At 36.7% G+C, this 14,721-nt stretch carries 17 protein-coding genes and 1 riboswitch; all 17 genes read right to left on the reverse strand.

All coding sequences use genetic code 11. The annotated features are described in order from the left end of the window. Positions 1-428 precede the first annotated feature (428 nt). Positions 429-953 carry a cob(I)yrinic acid a,c-diamide adenosyltransferase gene (locus BN853_RS06765; RefSeq protein ID WP_030005200.1) on the reverse strand — a complete coding sequence of 175 codons (525 nt, stop codon included), beginning with the start codon at positions 951-953 and terminating at the stop codon, positions 429-431. Beyond that, positions 950-2,533, reverse strand: coding sequence for an RIP metalloprotease RseP (gene rseP, locus BN853_RS06770; protein WP_030005201.1), 1,584 nt, complete (start codon positions 2,531-2,533; stop codon positions 950-952). Before rseP ends, BN853_RS06765 begins: the two co-directional genes overlap by 4 nt. A 1-nt stretch (position 2,534) precedes the next feature. Continuing rightward, positions 2,535-3,674, reverse strand: a complete 1,140-nt coding sequence (dxr, locus tag BN853_RS06775; protein WP_030005202.1) for a 1-deoxy-D-xylulose-5-phosphate reductoisomerase — start codon at positions 3,672-3,674, stop codon at positions 2,535-2,537. Beyond that, complete coding sequence (locus BN853_RS06780) at positions 3,671-4,606, reverse strand: CTP--phosphatidate cytidylyltransferase (RefSeq protein ID WP_030005203.1); 936 nt, start codon at positions 4,604-4,606, stop codon at positions 3,671-3,673. Before BN853_RS06780 ends, dxr begins: the two co-directional genes overlap by 4 nt. Next, the gene (uppS, locus tag BN853_RS06785) at positions 4,603-5,307 is read right to left on the reverse strand and encodes a polyprenyl diphosphate synthase (protein ID WP_052591336.1); all 705 of its coding nucleotides are present in this window, start codon (positions 5,305-5,307) and stop codon (positions 4,603-4,605) included. Before uppS ends, BN853_RS06780 begins: the two co-directional genes overlap by 4 nt. Positions 5,308-5,450: 143 nt before the next feature. Then, positions 5,451-5,681, reverse strand: a complete 231-nt coding sequence (locus BN853_RS06790) for a TM2 domain-containing protein (RefSeq protein WP_030005205.1) — start codon at positions 5,679-5,681, stop codon at positions 5,451-5,453. A gap of 44 nt (positions 5,682-5,725) precedes the next feature. Next, positions 5,726-6,280, reverse strand: a complete 555-nt coding sequence (gene frr / locus BN853_RS06795) for a ribosome recycling factor (RefSeq protein ID WP_030005206.1) — start codon at positions 6,278-6,280, stop codon at positions 5,726-5,728. 11 nt (positions 6,281-6,291) lie between these two features. Next, the gene (pyrH, locus tag BN853_RS06800; protein WP_030005207.1) at positions 6,292-6,999 is read right to left on the reverse strand and encodes a UMP kinase; all 708 of its coding nucleotides are present in this window, start codon (positions 6,997-6,999) and stop codon (positions 6,292-6,294) included. A 36-nt stretch (positions 7,000-7,035) separates the two neighbouring features. Then, on the reverse strand, positions 7,036-7,929 hold the full coding sequence (gene tsf / locus BN853_RS06805; RefSeq protein WP_030005208.1) for a translation elongation factor Ts: 894 nt from the start codon (positions 7,927-7,929) through the stop codon (positions 7,036-7,038). 102 nt (positions 7,930-8,031) lie between these two features. Beyond that, positions 8,032-8,895: a 30S ribosomal protein S2 gene (gene rpsB, locus BN853_RS06810; RefSeq protein WP_030005209.1), complete on the reverse strand. Its 864-nt coding sequence runs from the start codon at positions 8,893-8,895 to the stop codon at positions 8,032-8,034. A gap of 214 nt (positions 8,896-9,109) precedes the next feature. Beyond that, complete coding sequence (locus BN853_RS06815) at positions 9,110-9,634, reverse strand: hypothetical protein (RefSeq protein ID WP_030005210.1); 525 nt, start codon at positions 9,632-9,634, stop codon at positions 9,110-9,112. 12 nt (positions 9,635-9,646) lie between these two features. Further along, positions 9,647-10,048, reverse strand: a complete 402-nt coding sequence (locus tag BN853_RS06820; protein ID WP_030005211.1) for a DUF4430 domain-containing protein — start codon at positions 10,046-10,048, stop codon at positions 9,647-9,649. A 3-nt stretch (positions 10,049-10,051) separates the two neighbouring features. Next, entirely contained in the window at positions 10,052-11,209 is a 1,158-nt protein-coding gene (locus tag BN853_RS06825) for a hypothetical protein (protein ID WP_030005212.1), read from the reverse strand. Between the two features lie 97 nt (positions 11,210-11,306). Continuing rightward, a riboswitch (cobalamin riboswitch) is annotated at positions 11,307-11,477 on the reverse strand. Between the two features lie 38 nt (positions 11,478-11,515). Beyond that, positions 11,516-11,965 carry a dUTP diphosphatase gene (gene dut, locus BN853_RS06830; RefSeq protein WP_030005213.1) on the reverse strand — a complete coding sequence of 150 codons (450 nt, stop codon included), beginning with the start codon at positions 11,963-11,965 and terminating at the stop codon, positions 11,516-11,518. Continuing rightward, positions 11,962-12,519 (reverse strand): NUDIX domain-containing protein, encoded by a 558-nt coding sequence (locus tag BN853_RS06835; protein WP_030005214.1) that lies wholly within the window; start codon positions 12,517-12,519, stop codon positions 11,962-11,964. The genes dut and BN853_RS06835 overlap by 4 nt, the downstream gene beginning before the upstream one ends. Then, positions 12,516-13,433 carry a site-specific tyrosine recombinase/integron integrase gene (xerA, locus tag BN853_RS06840; protein WP_030005215.1) on the reverse strand — a complete coding sequence of 306 codons (918 nt, stop codon included), beginning with the start codon at positions 13,431-13,433 and terminating at the stop codon, positions 12,516-12,518. The genes BN853_RS06835 and xerA overlap by 4 nt, the downstream gene beginning before the upstream one ends. After that, on the reverse strand, positions 13,433-14,719 hold the full coding sequence (gene trmFO / locus BN853_RS06845) for a methylenetetrahydrofolate--tRNA-(uracil(54)-C(5))-methyltransferase (FADH(2)-oxidizing) TrmFO (protein ID WP_030005216.1): 1,287 nt from the start codon (positions 14,717-14,719) through the stop codon (positions 13,433-13,435). The genes xerA and trmFO overlap by 1 nt, the downstream gene beginning before the upstream one ends. Positions 14,720-14,721: the final 2 nt, after the last annotated feature.

The raw sequence follows: 14,721 nt of genomic DNA on the forward strand, positions 1-14,721 counted from the left end.
GTTTATGTTTTGTTTTTCTCTTTAGCTCTAATTTCTTTTTTTATCCATTAGAATTGTTTTTTTTAATTCGTAATTTCCTCATCATCATTCAGTTTTCAAAGACCTATCTTGCGACCTCTTTAAGGCGCTCATTTATTCTAACATTTCCAACTTCGCTTGTCAACCTTTTTGTTTTCAAGTTTTGTTTTTTGTTTTTCTTTCGTGAGCTTCTCGTTGTCGCCGTGTTCTATTCTATATCAATCCATTTTCTTTGTCAACACTTTTTATCATCTTTTTTTACCCTTTTTTTGGCTTATCGACAACCTCAACCGGCGTTTCATCATGCTATTTTTTTATCCTACTCTCCCCTTTATATATAATACGCGCGCGTACGCCTGTTATAATCAAAAAAAACACCAGTTGTTATCGCTTTTCTGGTGTTTTTTACGCTATTTGATTGTTTCTAACTTCTTCTCTTTGTTTCCCGCTTCCTTATTTATTTGTCTCATCAACACAAACAAATAATCGCTCAGTCGGTTCACATACTGAATCATTTCTTTGTTTGCTTCTACTTTAACAAGTAGTCGCTCAATACTTCTAATTTGGCTTCGTAGGCTTGATATGTGTATTGCAGCTAGTGTGCCGTCGTATGTAATAAAATTTTTCAGTGGTACCAATGACGCTTCTATTTGATCTATCTTCATCTCAAGTGAAGCAACGCTCTGATCACTTATCGATAAATTCAATCGGTGATTGACATCAACTAATGCCGAGGAAATCGTAAACAAGTGATTATTGATTGAAGAAAGTTCATCAAGAACCTCTTGATGATTTATCTCATGCTTACAATAAGCAATACGTACACACGCCTCATCGATTTGTCCAACAAGTTCAATAATCACATCGGATTTTAAAGTTCTTTTGCCGATTAAATCGGTCTCGCCTAAATCACCACGTTTGGTGTATATTTTCAAGCAAATATCCTCCCTATGTCAAAGAATGTAATATAGACAAATAACACCAATAACAAAATAAACATTACGTTATTGACTGTATTTTCGACTTTTTTATTAATTGGTCTTCGAATCACTGCCTCAATACCTAAAAAGACTAATCGGCCACCATCAAGCGCCGGAATTGGTAGTAAGTTCATAATACCGATATTGACACTTAAGAACCCAATAAACCAAAGAAGCACAATTAAACCTTCTCTCGCATAGGATCCAACAATGTTAAATATACCAACTGGGCCAGACATGTCATTTAATCCAATTTGATCAGAACCACCAAATAATAACCCTAAAACTTTAACCACTTGCATCGCAGAACGTCCAATTTGTCTAAAGCCTTCAGTAAAGGTGTAGCCTAAATTAAAACCTGTGTCTGGTGAAATGCCTAAAACGGATTGATACACCGGAATATCTTGTGAGTCTAGAACACCTGGTTCCCATATTTCATAAGTCACTTCGAGAGACGTTTCGTCCCTAAAGACGGTGAATGTGACCTTGCCACCTTCAAACTGATTAGCGAAGTCAATCAAGTCACTAAAGCTTAGAATAACATGTGACACACCCGTTTTTACTACTTTAGCAGAAATAATGACGTCACCTAACATCATTAATGGTTTGTCATCTGTTCCGACTGCTTTACCATAAACCGATGCCACACGTGCACCAACAGGCGCGTATTCAATTTCATTACCATCAAAATTTGATAAGCCCATGCTGTTGATATCGACTCTAGGTGTGACGTTTATAACAAGCTCATTGCCATCTCTTAATACTTTAACTGGTACGTCTTTACTTCCTGCATAGTGCATTAAAGCCCCACCAATTTGACTCCAACTTGCAATTTCAAACGATCCGATGGATTTAATTACATCGTTTTCCTGTATGCCGTAAATTTGAGCCGGGTTGTTCTCAACGATTTCATTAATCATCGGTCTTTCTAATGGTTTACCTTGAAATGCGGCAACCACGAAGAATAGGAAAAATGCTAAAATAAAGTTCATTGCTGGTCCAGCAAAAATCGTTAAGAAGCGTTGCCACAACGTTTTTGATTCAAATGATCGATTATAAGGTGCAATTTGCATCTTTTTCTTTTCTGTGAATACATACGATGCATCGCTTAGAACTTCAAAACGATGTTCGATTTGATTGGATACACCGCTAATAAATAGCCCATCATCTGCTTGATCATACAAATCGTATGCGGTAATAAATAGCGATTGTTCATGTTTAACGTGCGTTGGATTTAAAATGATTTCACTCACTTTGCCGTCAATAAAATTGAGGCCAACGTGTTGTTCTTTTTTGATTAGTGCTTGCTCGATTTGTTCACCTGCCATCGAGACGAAGCCACCGATTGGTATTGCACGAAGTGAATACTGTGTTTCACCTTTTTTCTTTTGATAAACAACCGGTCCCATACCTATTGCGTATTCATGACATAAAATATTTGCACGTTTTGCAAAAATAAAATGCCCTAATTCATGTAATGCGATGATTATTCCTAAGGAAAATACAAACGCCAAAATGTTGATAATCATATCCATATTAACTGCCTACTCTTTCATAAATCTTCTTATTTGTTTCTAGTATTTCTTCAATCGTCGGGTTTTCTTTGTTTTCAGAAAACGTCTCTACTGCTTCAATAACACGTCTTTCTATGTCTAGAAAACCAATCTTTCCCTCTAAAAAGAGTTCAACGGCTTTCTCGTTTGCTGCATTCATAACGGTTGGATACAATCCGCCTTTTTTACCAACTTGATAAGCAAGCTCAAGCAGTGGGTATCTTTGAAAGTCCATCGGTTTGAATGTTAATTGACCAATGGCATCAAAATCGAGTGGTTTGATATCCAAATCTAAATGATTAGGATAACTCAATGCGTATAAAATCGGCATCCGCATATCACTCGATCCTAAGACAGCCTTTAGTGATTGATCTTTAAACGTTACCATCCCATGAACGATGCTTTCTTTGTGTAACACCGTTTTTATTTGGTTGTAAGGTAACTGAAATAAATGATGCGCCTCAATGACTTCAAGCCCTTTGTTCATCATGGTGGCTGAATCAATCGTTATTTTACTGCCCATTTTCCAGTTTGGATGGTTTAACGCTTCTTCTTTGGTTACATTCATTAACTGGTCTCTGTCTTTATCTCTAAATGAACCACCAGAGGCTGTAATTGTAATCTTTAATACATCTTCAATTTTTTCACCTTGAAGACATGAAAAAATCGCATTATGCTCACTATCGACCGGTAAAATACTGACTTTATAATCCTTAGCAAGTTTCATAATCAAATCCCCGGCCATTACTAAGGTTTCCTTATTTGCAATTGCAACACTTTTTTTACTCTTGATTGCGGCAATCGTCGGTTCTAGTCCAACAGAACCCATTAACGCATTTATCAATAAACCTTTTTTTGAGTGAGTTGCAATCTTAATTAGTCCATCATTTCCATAAACGAACTTGATGTTCTTATACTTTGATTCATAATACGCCAAATCAGATTCATTTCTAAGACAGACCACCTCAGGTTTGAAATCCTCAATGATACGTTCATTTAACTTTGGGTTACGGATACCCAAACTAACCCCGACTAAACGATACAAATCTTTGTATTTTTCAAGAATATCGAGTGTTTGAGTCCCAATTGAGCCTGTGGCTCCTAATAAATAGATCGACTTCATATTGCAATCGGAAATAGTTGATTCATCATCATAAAGACGGAAACAAGAAACAACGCAACAAACATCGCTGAGTCAAAACGATCTAAAATACCACCATGACCCGGAAATACTTTTCCAAAGTCCTTAATTCCATAAGTCCTTTTTAGTTTTGAGGCAACCAAGTCACCAATTTGACTTACAATAGATGCAATAAAGCTAATTGGCACGATGACAAGCGCTTGAATCCAAAGTGCTTTTGCACCAATCGATGAGAAGTTCTCTAATAAAGTCATTTGCCCACTTTCATTTAAAAAGCTACCTGCCGGGAATAAATACCCATAGAACAAGGCAAATAAGACGCCAAAGATGGTTGCGAACACAGTGCCTGCGATCGCGCCTTCCCATGATTTTTTCGGACTGATTCGAGGAATCATCTTATGCTTACCAAACTTGATTCCAAAGAAGTAGGCAAACATGTCTGTCGATATCGTAATAATGAATAAATAAGCAATAAATCGAACACCTAAAATCCTTAAAATTGAAACCGCAGCCACACTCATACCGATATAGAAAATAATTGTCATCGATTTGCCGATATCTGCGCCATCAAAGTCTTTATAAAAAACGAGTAACGCAAACATAATCAAAGTCACCGCCATGGAAATCGCCACAAAATTCACTTTGATGTCAATTGGCATCAAATACGACAAGGATGTGTCATTGTTCCAGGCAATGACTGCCGATAGATAAACAAATACCGATGCAATCACAGTGATTACCATTGGAATAAAGCTCATTTTCTTTTCTTTATTGTACATATTAATTAATTCCGTTGCCCCAACGACAACCATCAAAATCATGGTTAATTGAAATACAAAAAATAGAGGTTCAAAGATTACGATTGGAATTAGTGTTAATAACAAGATGATACCTGTAATAATTCGTTGTTTCATTTATTGAGACCTCCATACCTTCTATCTCTTTTTTGATACGTCTTAATCGCCTTACTCAATTGTCTTTCGTTAAACGATGGCCAGTGAACCTTTGTAAAATAAAACTCCGCATAACTTGCCTGCCAAAGTAGGTAATTCGATAGCCTTAGCTCACCACTCGTACGAATCAATAGATCCACCGGGGTAGTGACGTAAAGAAATGGATATAAATCATTCCCATTTTGAATCTTTACCCCCATTTGACTTGCTTTTTCAAACGCTTGCGTGATTTCTTCAAAAGACCCATAGTCAAATGCGATTTGCAAGGTCAGTCCAGTATGATCGTTCGTCTCTTTTTCTAACATGTTGATTAATTCTAGCACATCGCTAGCAAGGACTGTTTTTCTTCCGACGTGTTTGATTTTGATATTTGAACCCAAAACCTTATCTTTATACTTTGGGTATTCTTTTACTGGCATCGTCATCAAGTAATCAACCTCATCACTTGGTCTTTTCCAATTTTCTGTTGAAAATGCGTATACTGTTAAATATTTGATGCCGAGTTGATCACAGGCATTTGCAATTTTTGCAACATTCATCGCGCCTTGATAATGACCAGCGGTTCGAGGTAATCCTCTTTTTTTGGCCCATCGTCCATTACCATCAAGGATAATTGCTAAATGTTGTGGTATTTGTTTTTGTTTTAACCTATTTATATTCATATAAATGCCCCATTCTAAGTTCTTATTATACCTTATTTGTTGAATCATTTAAACACATTTCACTATTTCCCACAATATCAGACTAAGCACCCGTGTGGCTCTAAAAGAAAAAATGCCTATCACTAGGCATTTTCTAATCGTTATTACTTATTAATGTATTTCATCATATCGGTTTGATAGTTGCCCATCACAAGGAATACCAAATCAATAATCCAAAGTACAAAACCAACCGTACCAACAGTAAATATACCAATGAGTAATCTAATAAGACCCCATTTGTTATCTCCCATGATGAATCGGTCGATTCCAAAAGCATTTGTAAAAGGAATGATGACTAAGACCATTTCTAATACACTTAAGTTCTGTTTTTTCATTTGTGTAGCCTCCTTTAATATAAATATAGCACAATTTATACAAATTAGATAGCCATGATCTCTTCAATTTTAATCGCAGTGACTTCTTCAATTTTTTCAATATACGTATTTGTTAAGGTTTGAACATCTTCTAAATAGCCATGTTCAGCATCTTCAGTTAAACCTAATTTCTTGATTTGATCATTACCGTCACGGCGCACATTACGAATCGCAACTTTTCCATGTTCTGATAATTTTTCAGCCGTTTTACTTAATTCCTTACGTCTTTCCCCAGTTAATTGAGGTAGGACTAATCGAATACCAACACCATCCGATTGAGGCGTTAAACCAAGGTTTGACGCACCAATGGCGTGTTCGATATTTCTTAAAGAAGAACGGTCAAACGGTTTGATGTATAATTGATTCGCTTCAGGAACTGTGATTGATGAGATTTGTTTGATTGGACTTAAAACACCATAATATTCAATCATGATAGAATCAAGTAAGGCAGGATTAGCGCGGCCTGTACGAATTGTTGAAAATTCGTGTTTGGTTGCACTAATTGCTTTTTCCATTTTTTCTTCAATTTCCATTAAAAGCATATCTGCTTGTTCGTTCATAAGTTTTCTCCTTATTTTACGGTTGTTCCGATTTTGTCGCCCATCACGGCACGTTTAATGTTCCCTGGAATGTTCATGTTGAATACGACAAGGTCAATTCCGTTATCTTTGCATAACGATGCGGCGGTTGAATCCATAATTTCGAGTCCTTTTTCAAGAACTAATTTGTGTGATAGTTCATGATACATGACGGCATCATTGTGTTTTCTAGGGTCTTTATCATAAACACCCTCCACACCATTTTTGCCCATCAATATGACATCAGCGTTAATTTCAGCCGCACGTAATGCAGCCGCTGTGTCCGTTGAAAAATAGGGTGAACCTGTCCCACCAACAAAAACAACGACTCTTCCTTTTTCGAGGTGTCTTGTTGCTCTGCGTCTAATGTATGGCTCTGAAACTTCAGCGACGCTAATCGCACTCATCACTCTGGTTGGAACGCCTATTTTTTCAAGGGCATCTTGAATGGCAAGGCCATTCATGATGGTTGCAAGCATCCCCATATAGTCAGCCTGCGCACGGTCCATACCTAATCCTTCAGCGGTTTTACCACGCCAAATATTGCCACCACCGACAACGATACCAATTTCAGTTCCCATGGCTTTCACTTGCTTGATTTCCTCAGCAAATTTAAGCACGGTTTGTGGATCGATACCGAATTCTGTATGACCTTTTAATGCTTCACCACTCATTTTCAATAATACGCGTTGATATTGCATGACGTCACCTCGTTATTAGATTTTGTATTTGGTAAATTAAGCCTTCATTTGTTCTGCAACTTCTTTTGCAAAATCAGTTTCTTTCTTTTCAATGCCTTCGCCAACTTCTAAACGTAGGAATGAGACCACTGCCGTTTTATTTCTTGAAACGTATTGTTCAACTGTTTCATCAGGGTTTTTAACAAACGGTTGGTTCACTAAGCAAATTTCTTTTAATTGTTTGTTTAAGCGACCTTCAACCATTTTTTCAATGATGTTTTGCGGTTTTGGTTTTGCCTCAGATTTATTTTCTTCTAATGCTTGGTGTAATAAAATTTCTTTTTCAGACGCAATCATATCAGCGCTGATTTGTGTTTGGTCTAAGAATTTAGGGTTTTGAGCTGCAACGTGCATCGCAATGTCTTTAGCAACTTCTTCGTTATTACCGTTTAGTAATGATAATGACGCGATACGGCCACCCATATGTTTGTAAGCACCAAAGACTTGGTCGTCTTTCTTTTCAACACGGTTAACACGTCTTAAAGTGATTTTTTCACCGATTGTTGCGGTTGCTTCACTTAAAATGATTTCAATTGTTTTGCCTTCAACGATAACCGCTAATGCTTCTTCAGTTGTTGTAACACCAGAAGTCAATAACGCTTGTCCAACTTTGTCGATTAAAGCTAGGAATTGTGTGTTTTTAGCTACGAAATCCGTTTCTGAGTTGACTTCATAGACCACTGCTACATTGCCATCAACGATCACATTACATAGCCCTTCAGCTGCGATACGATCGGCTTTTTTAGCTGCTTTCGCGATCCCTTTTTCTCTTAAATAAGTTACTGCTTGTTCCACATCACCGTCTGTTTGTTCTAATGCTTTTTTGCAGTCTAACATACCTGCGCCTGTAATGTCTCTTAATTGTTTTACTAATTGTGCTGTAATAGCCATAATTAAATCCTCCTTATTGTCATTAATATTATACTCTTTTAGTTGTTCTTAATCAATTTTTTAAAAAAATAGGGATGCGTTAACATCCCTAAAATGAATTAATTATTTTGAAGTTGCGTTTGAGTCTGGTTTTACAGTCGTATCTCTTTTAACGTAAGGTTTACGATCAGACTTTTCGCCTCTTGGTTTATAATCTTTATTTCTTCTTGGACGTTCTTTGTTTTCAGCATTTCTTGATGCTTCTGACATATTCACTTCTTCACTGTCCTCAAATTTTTCAACAACGCCACCTTGAGCTTCGATAATTGCATTACCCATTACCCAAGTGATTAGCTTAACTGCTCTAATTGCATCGTCGTTTGCAGGAATGATGTGGTCAACATCATCTGGGTCACAGTTAGTATCAACGATACCAAACACTGGGATACCTAAGATTCTTGCTTCTAAGATTGCATTTCTTTCTTTTCTTGGGTCGATGATAAAGATTGCCTCAGGCACTTTTTGCATATCTTTAATACCACCAAGGAATTTTTCAAGACGTTCTCTTTCTTTTTTAAGATTGATTACTTCTTTTTTAGGCAAGACAGCAAATGTGCCTTGTTCTTCCATTTCATATAAGTCTTTAAGACGTTTGATACGACGACGGATGGTTTTGAAGTTTGTTAACGTACCACCTAACCAACGTTGATCAACATAGAAATGACCTGTTCTTAGCGCTTCTTCTTTTACTGCTTCTTGAGCTTGTTTTTTTGTACCTACGAATAGTACTTTACCACCATTTGACACGATTTCAAACATTGCTTTGTATGAATTTTCGATTTCATCTGCTGTTTTCTTCAAGTCAATGATGTAAATGCCGTTACGTGAAGTGTAGATGTAACGTTGCATTTTTGGGTTCCATCTTCTAGTCGCATGACCGAAGTGTACGCCAGATTCTAATAATTGTTTCATTGAAACTACTGACATTTTAAATTCCTCCATTTGTTGTATTTTTCCTCTGCCTAACTTACATTGCTTCAACCACTATTTCTAGCACTCGGTAAGCAACTATTTAAGCATGTGTATTTTAATGCCTTTTTAACTATATCATAACTTTTACGTAATTGCAACCGATAAATGAAAAAACAATCCATTTATTATATAATAAGTATTCAAAATAGGTTAGACTTGATGATTTCTTTTAAGAACCAAAACCTTCTTGTTCTTTTTGCTCAACTAATAACCCATTGATAAACCCATAGAGTGGTTCATACAACCACAAGATACTTAGAAAACTCGAAATCCCTAGTATGGTTGAAAAAGGAATATCTAGTATTAATGTTGTCATAAAGTTCGCCCCAGTAAAATAGATTGTAAACGGGATGAATAAAAACCCATAAACGTAACTGTAAACAAAGCTAAATATCGCTAAATGTATGGCTTTTTGAAGAAACTTAAAGACCGTGCCTAGTAAAACCGGTATTAGTGTCCAGCCCAAAAGCATTGGAAAAAAAGTCATCGGCATTAAACTTCCATGGATTAAATTGTCTGCTAACGTATGAACAATCACAATGAGTAGCGTTTTTTTTACACCAAATATGCGGGTGTATAAAATAATTAACAAAACCGTTACTTGGACGTTTGGTAAAAACGTCAGTGCTTGTTCGCTAACAAATAAAATGACTGTCATCATACTTAGGATAAGAAGTTCTTTGACTTTTGACATGTGTTTTATCCCTTATCTTAATGTTTCTAGTTTTAACTTGACGGTTTGTCCGTCTTTTAAATAGGTTTGAGAGATCCCTTTTTCTTGGTAAACGTCATCCACATAAAAAGCAAAGTAAGTGGTTTGATCGACTTCTAAGTTCACTTCACTTGATTGGATTCCAGTTAAAAAATATCCAAACCCAAAGTTAGAGCCTTTTAATGTAAAGTATGTTTTTAAGAAGGCTTCAACCGACTGATCTTCTTTTGAGTCTAGATTTGCTTCAAAGACTCGATCGTTTTTATCATAGATAATAAGATTCACTTCAATGATGGTGTCTTTTTCAGTCGTCTTTTGATTAAACTGAGTGTAGATGAACAGACCAAAGAAAACAACAATCAGACTAATCAGTAATTTGAAAAGGATCTTTTTCATAGACTAAAAATAAAGAGAAGTCTTCGGATTTTGGTATGTATCGTTAAATAGTTTATAAACAACCAACGAAGAAAACACTTGTGGGGTTGAAAACATCAAATCAACCGCACCCGTTTGATGGTTTTTAAAACCACCTTCTTCTTGATAGGACATTAAGGCTTCAATTAGATCAATGTTTTCAAAAGATCTTGGGTTAATGCCTAAGCTTACAAGACCCAGCACAACTTGCGCTGTACTAGACGCGCTTGCTTTGCCACTATAATCAAGAAAACCGTCTTTCGTTACCGTTTCTTTTAAGTAAGTAAGTATTTCATTGATGCGTACGTCGTATGAATCAGAATCTAAGCTAAGTAATTGTAAAGCCATCCCTGCGTAATCCGCATCTGAAATCGTCGTTTCACTAGATAACTGTCCTAAATGAACCTCATCAACTGTTTGATTAATGATGTATTTTGAGAGAACAAGCGGATAATAAGAATACACGGCGTAAGGGCCTTCATTAACCGACGAACCGCTTAAATAAGTCGTCGTTAGGTCTAGATTTAATCCAAGTGCTTTAAAATAAATGGCACTGCGAAACGCACTCGGTAAGTCGCTAATAACCGAATAATCAGTTTTGATTTTTTCTTTTGTAAGTAACGACTCAATCGTTGCTAATCTCGTATTAAATGTCTGCAATTTTTGATACGCAGCGAATACATAATAATCGATTTTTTCATCACTTATGTAATCTTCAACTAATTGATCGACAAACGAATAAATCGATTGATCAACTTCAAGAGCCAATGCGTCTTTCATTGAGGTTTCTCTAAACTCAATGACCATTTGATCCTCAAGTGTCAGTTCGACAATTCCAACTTCGCTATAAATGTCATCAACATAGATAGAATACCAGTAACTTGAATCGGTTGGATAAATACCCCCAACCCCTTTGATAAATGCCCCATATTCTGACATTTCATAGTCCATTAAAACCTCAGACTCGATGGCTTCAAGGACACCGTCAAACGCACCCTCGCTATATTGAATGGTCTTTTCAAATCGAACGTCATTTGACTGATCGACGACTTGAACGGTTAATTCTAAAGGGCTATTTGTTTGACACCCCGCAATCACCATTAAGCTAAATACAATTAAAAACAATGTAACGATTTTTTTCATTTTAACGCCTCCGGAGTATATTCTTAAAAAAAATCAACACGTCTAGGTGTTGAATATAACAAAAAAAATCGTTGTTATACAAGCATCACCCAGGCCGTACAAAAGTAGATAAAAGGTAGGTCTACCGGCTAAGACATCATCCGCCTCACGCCTTCCCGCTTAGTCGCAGTGGCTTATGTGATTTGTCCGTTTTACGGTTGCTGGGGCAGCGAAAGCTTTTACTTTCTTCCCTGTTATGTCCTAAGACACCTAATACCCATTAAGTTAACTTCATTATAACGTTTTTGTCCTTCTTATACAAGGAAATTATAAATTAGAATCTGTACTACCGAACCCGCCAAATCGATTTAGATTTAGTGGTTGATCGTCGGTTGTGGTTTCGTAGCTCGTAAAAATGCCTTGTGCCACTCGTTCACCTTTATTAATCGTAACGGTTTCTTGTCCGAAATTATAAAGAGGTATCATTATATGGCCTTCATTTGACGGTGTGTTAAAATAATCACTGTCAATTACCCCAACGTTATTCGCCATCATCAATCGCTTCTTTAGTCCTAATGAGCTCCTTGGGAACACGAGCATGACTTCATTTTTGGGCATTTCTACTTTTAATCCCGTTTGAATCATCACAATTTCATTTGGTTTGATTGTCACTTCATAAAGTGAGGCTAAATCATAACCCCCACTGCCAAGTGTTTGTCTCATTGGAAGCACTGGTTGATCATTTCGAAATGCTTCAATTACGTGAAATTTTCTCATTTTATGACCTCCCTTCGATAAAATTCATTAATTTGATCTTTGTTTTTCTTTAGAAATTCGAGTACTTGGTTTTCTCTTATTAAGGTTGCGTATGGATGAACCCCTTTGACATTTTCTTTTTCTCTTCTAAGGATTTCTAGTTCATTGGATTTAATTGCTTGATCAATTGATACATATTTGGGTTGTAAACCAAAGTTCATTTCGTAAGTTTCTAGTGCTTGTTCGCCAAATTTGATGGCCTCAACCAAAAAATACCTACTCATCTGTTTGAGATTGTATTCAAAGCTATAATTCCTTAATTCAACGACCTGTACTAGTTCTTTTATCTTAGAAATTTCTTCAACACCAAGTTCTTCTTTAAGTTCTCTTTTTAAAGCATCTTCAATGATTTCACCCTCGATGACACCACCGCCAGGAAACATATAATCGTTAAATTTATTCGAATAGGCCATAACCAGTTCATTACCCACAAAAATAATGGCTCTAGCGGTGTGTCTTATCACAACTGGTTTATCCTTTAGGTCACTACTATTAATTATGATTTCTTTGATCATTTTTTTACCGCCCTTGGGTGTGCGTCTTTGTAAATCTTCTTAATCTTTTCATTGGACAAATGCGTATAGATTTGAGTTGTTTTTAAGTGTTCATGTCCAAGTAACTCTTGAACCACTCTTAAGTCAGCGCCCCCATCTAGAAGTGCACTGGCAAATGAATGCCTCAACATGTGTGGCGATACGTGAATGGTTTCGCCTGCCTCATCAAATAGTTTATTTAAAATTACCCTCAATCCACGAGGCGTTAAATTACCACCCTTATAATTAATTAATAACCGATTACTCTCAAGTGAATCGCCTTTGGTTTGAAGAAGTACTCTTGTGTAGGTTAAGTAAGTTCTAAGTGCTTTTGCGAGGCCATCATGGACCACGACGTAGCGATCTTTTGAACCTTTACCTTTAACTTTGATTTGCATTCTTGATAAATCGATGTCACTAACTTCAATCTGACAAAGTTCGCTTGCACGTAAACCTAAACTATAAAGCATTTCAAAGATCAAGTAGTTACGAAAGCCTAATGGCGTCGATTGGTCGATCGATTGAAATACCAAATCAATTTCTTTCTGATTAATGATTTTGGGCAACTTTTTTTCGATTTTAGGTGCTTTTAACGTTTGTGAAACGTCTTTTTCAATTAACTCATTCGTGTAACAATACCGATAAAATCGCTTAATCGATGACACATGTCTTGCGATCGTTTTATTGCTGTATTTTTTTGACGCCAAGTGATTTAAATAATGTCCAAAAATTCGTTCTCGAGCAACAGAAAGTAACCCATCTGAAAAGCCTTCATTAACGACAAAAGATTTGAAGGATTCGATATCCTTCAAATAATTGATCACCGTTAATTCAGCAAAATTCTTTTCGTTTTCTAAATACGCTTGATACCTATTTAAAACTTGGTCGTCTTTCATTAAATCATCTCACTTAAGTAGCTAGCTAATGATGCTTCTGCACGTTCTTTATAAAGCATTTTACGTTCTTTCTTTTTGTGTTTGGCTAGTTCAGGCAATATACCTAAATTGGCGTTGATTGGATTAAAACTTTTGTTTGGTGTGGCAATGTATCTTGCCATTGCGCCAATCATCGTGTCTTCTGGGAATGGTTTTAGAACTTTTTGATTGATTAAACGTTCCATGTGGAATGCCGCAGAAAGCCCTGAGGCTGCACTTTCGACGTAACCCTCAACCCCACTAATTTGACCAGCCACAAACACTTTGTCGTGCGCAATCGACTGATACATTCGGTTTAAGACACCTGGTGATTCTAAGTAAGTATTTTTATGCATCACACCATAACGGACAATTGATGCATTCTCAAGTCCAGGGATGAGTTGAATGACTCTTTTTTGTTCACTCCATTTTAAATTGGTTTGAAACCCAACAATGTTATATAAACTACTTGCCGCATCGTCTTGTCTTAATTGGATAACGGCGTGTGGGCGTTGCCCTGGTTCTTTTTCAAGACCCACCGGTTTTAATGGGCCATAAAGAAGCGTCTCAATGCCTCTTCCTGCCATAATTTCTACCGGCATACAACCTTCAAAGACATTCACTTCAAAATCTTTAAACCCAGCACGTTCAGCCGTGGTTAGTGCTTCGTAAAACGTCTCATACTGCTCTTTGGTCATTGGACAGTTTAAATAAGCGGCTTCGCCTTTATCGTATCTTGATTTTAGATACGCAATGTCATAGTTAATGGTTGATCCATCAATGATTGGGGCAACGGCGTCAAAGAAATGAAGTTTCTTAACACCAAATAACGATTGAATCTCATTGGTCAAATCACTTGATGCCAGTGGCCCAGCTGCAACGATCGTATAAGCATCTTTATCAATTTCTTTAACTTCTTCATTGATGACTTCGATGTTCTCATGATTTCTTATTTTGTTTGTGATGTACTCAGAAAAACCATAACGGTCTACCGCCAAACTAGAACCTGCCTTCACCTGTGTGGCGTAGGCCGCTTCTAAAATTAACGACCCAATCTGAATCATTTCGTTTTTCAACATCCCAACCGCATTTAGCGGGTCGTTACTTCTTAAAGAGTTCGAACAAACAAGTTCTGCAAAATCACTTGTTTGATGAATGTCTGTTTTTACAAAGGGTCTCATTTCATAGAGTTTTACTTTGATTCCTTTATTTGCAAGATACCAAGCCGCTTCGCTACCTGCGAGTCCTGCACCAATTATTTTTACCATTA

The sequence above is a fragment of the Paracholeplasma brassicae genome (genome assembly GCF_000967915.1).
GTDB lineage: Bacteria > Bacillota_I > Bacilli_A > Acholeplasmatales > UBA5453 > Paracholeplasma > Paracholeplasma brassicae.

Coding starts and splice junctions, on each gene's coding strand:
- rseP (WP_030005201.1), bottom strand. CDS start 2,533: ATGGATATGATTATCAACATTTTGGCGTTTGTATTTTCCTTAGGAATA.
- dxr (WP_030005202.1), bottom strand. CDS start 3,674: ATGAAGTCGATCTATTTATTAGGAGCCACAGGCTCAATTGGGACTCAA.
- BN853_RS06780 (WP_030005203.1), bottom strand. CDS start 4,606: ATGAAACAACGAATTATTACAGGTATCATCTTGTTATTAACACTAATT.
- uppS (WP_052591336.1), bottom strand. CDS start 5,307: ATGAATATAAATAGGTTAAAACAAAAACAAATACCACAACATTTAGCA.
- BN853_RS06790 (WP_030005205.1), bottom strand. CDS start 5,681: ATGAAAAAACAGAACTTAAGTGTATTAGAAATGGTCTTAGTCATCATT.
- frr (WP_030005206.1), bottom strand. CDS start 6,280: ATGAACGAACAAGCAGATATGCTTTTAATGGAAATTGAAGAAAAAATG.
- pyrH (WP_030005207.1), bottom strand. CDS start 6,999: ATGCAATATCAACGCGTATTATTGAAAATGAGTGGTGAAGCATTAAAA.
- tsf (WP_030005208.1), bottom strand. CDS start 7,929: ATGGCTATTACAGCACAATTAGTAAAACAATTAAGAGACATTACAGGC.
- rpsB (WP_030005209.1), bottom strand. CDS start 8,895: ATGTCAGTAGTTTCAATGAAACAATTATTAGAATCTGGCGTACACTTC.
- BN853_RS06815 (WP_030005210.1), bottom strand. CDS start 9,634: ATGTCAAAAGTCAAAGAACTTCTTATCCTAAGTATGATGACAGTCATT.
- BN853_RS06820 (WP_030005211.1), bottom strand. CDS start 10,048: ATGAAAAAGATCCTTTTCAAATTACTGATTAGTCTGATTGTTGTTTTC.
- BN853_RS06825 (WP_030005212.1), bottom strand. CDS start 11,209: ATGAAAAAAATCGTTACATTGTTTTTAATTGTATTTAGCTTAATGGTG.
- dut (WP_030005213.1), bottom strand. CDS start 11,965: ATGAGAAAATTTCACGTAATTGAAGCATTTCGAAATGATCAACCAGTG.
- BN853_RS06835 (WP_030005214.1), bottom strand. CDS start 12,519: ATGATCAAAGAAATCATAATTAATAGTAGTGACCTAAAGGATAAACCA.
- xerA (WP_030005215.1), bottom strand. CDS start 13,433: ATGAAAGACGACCAAGTTTTAAATAGGTATCAAGCGTATTTAGAAAAC.
- trmFO (WP_030005216.1), bottom strand. CDS start 14,719: ATGGTAAAAATAATTGGTGCAGGACTCGCAGGTAGCGAAGCGGCTTGG.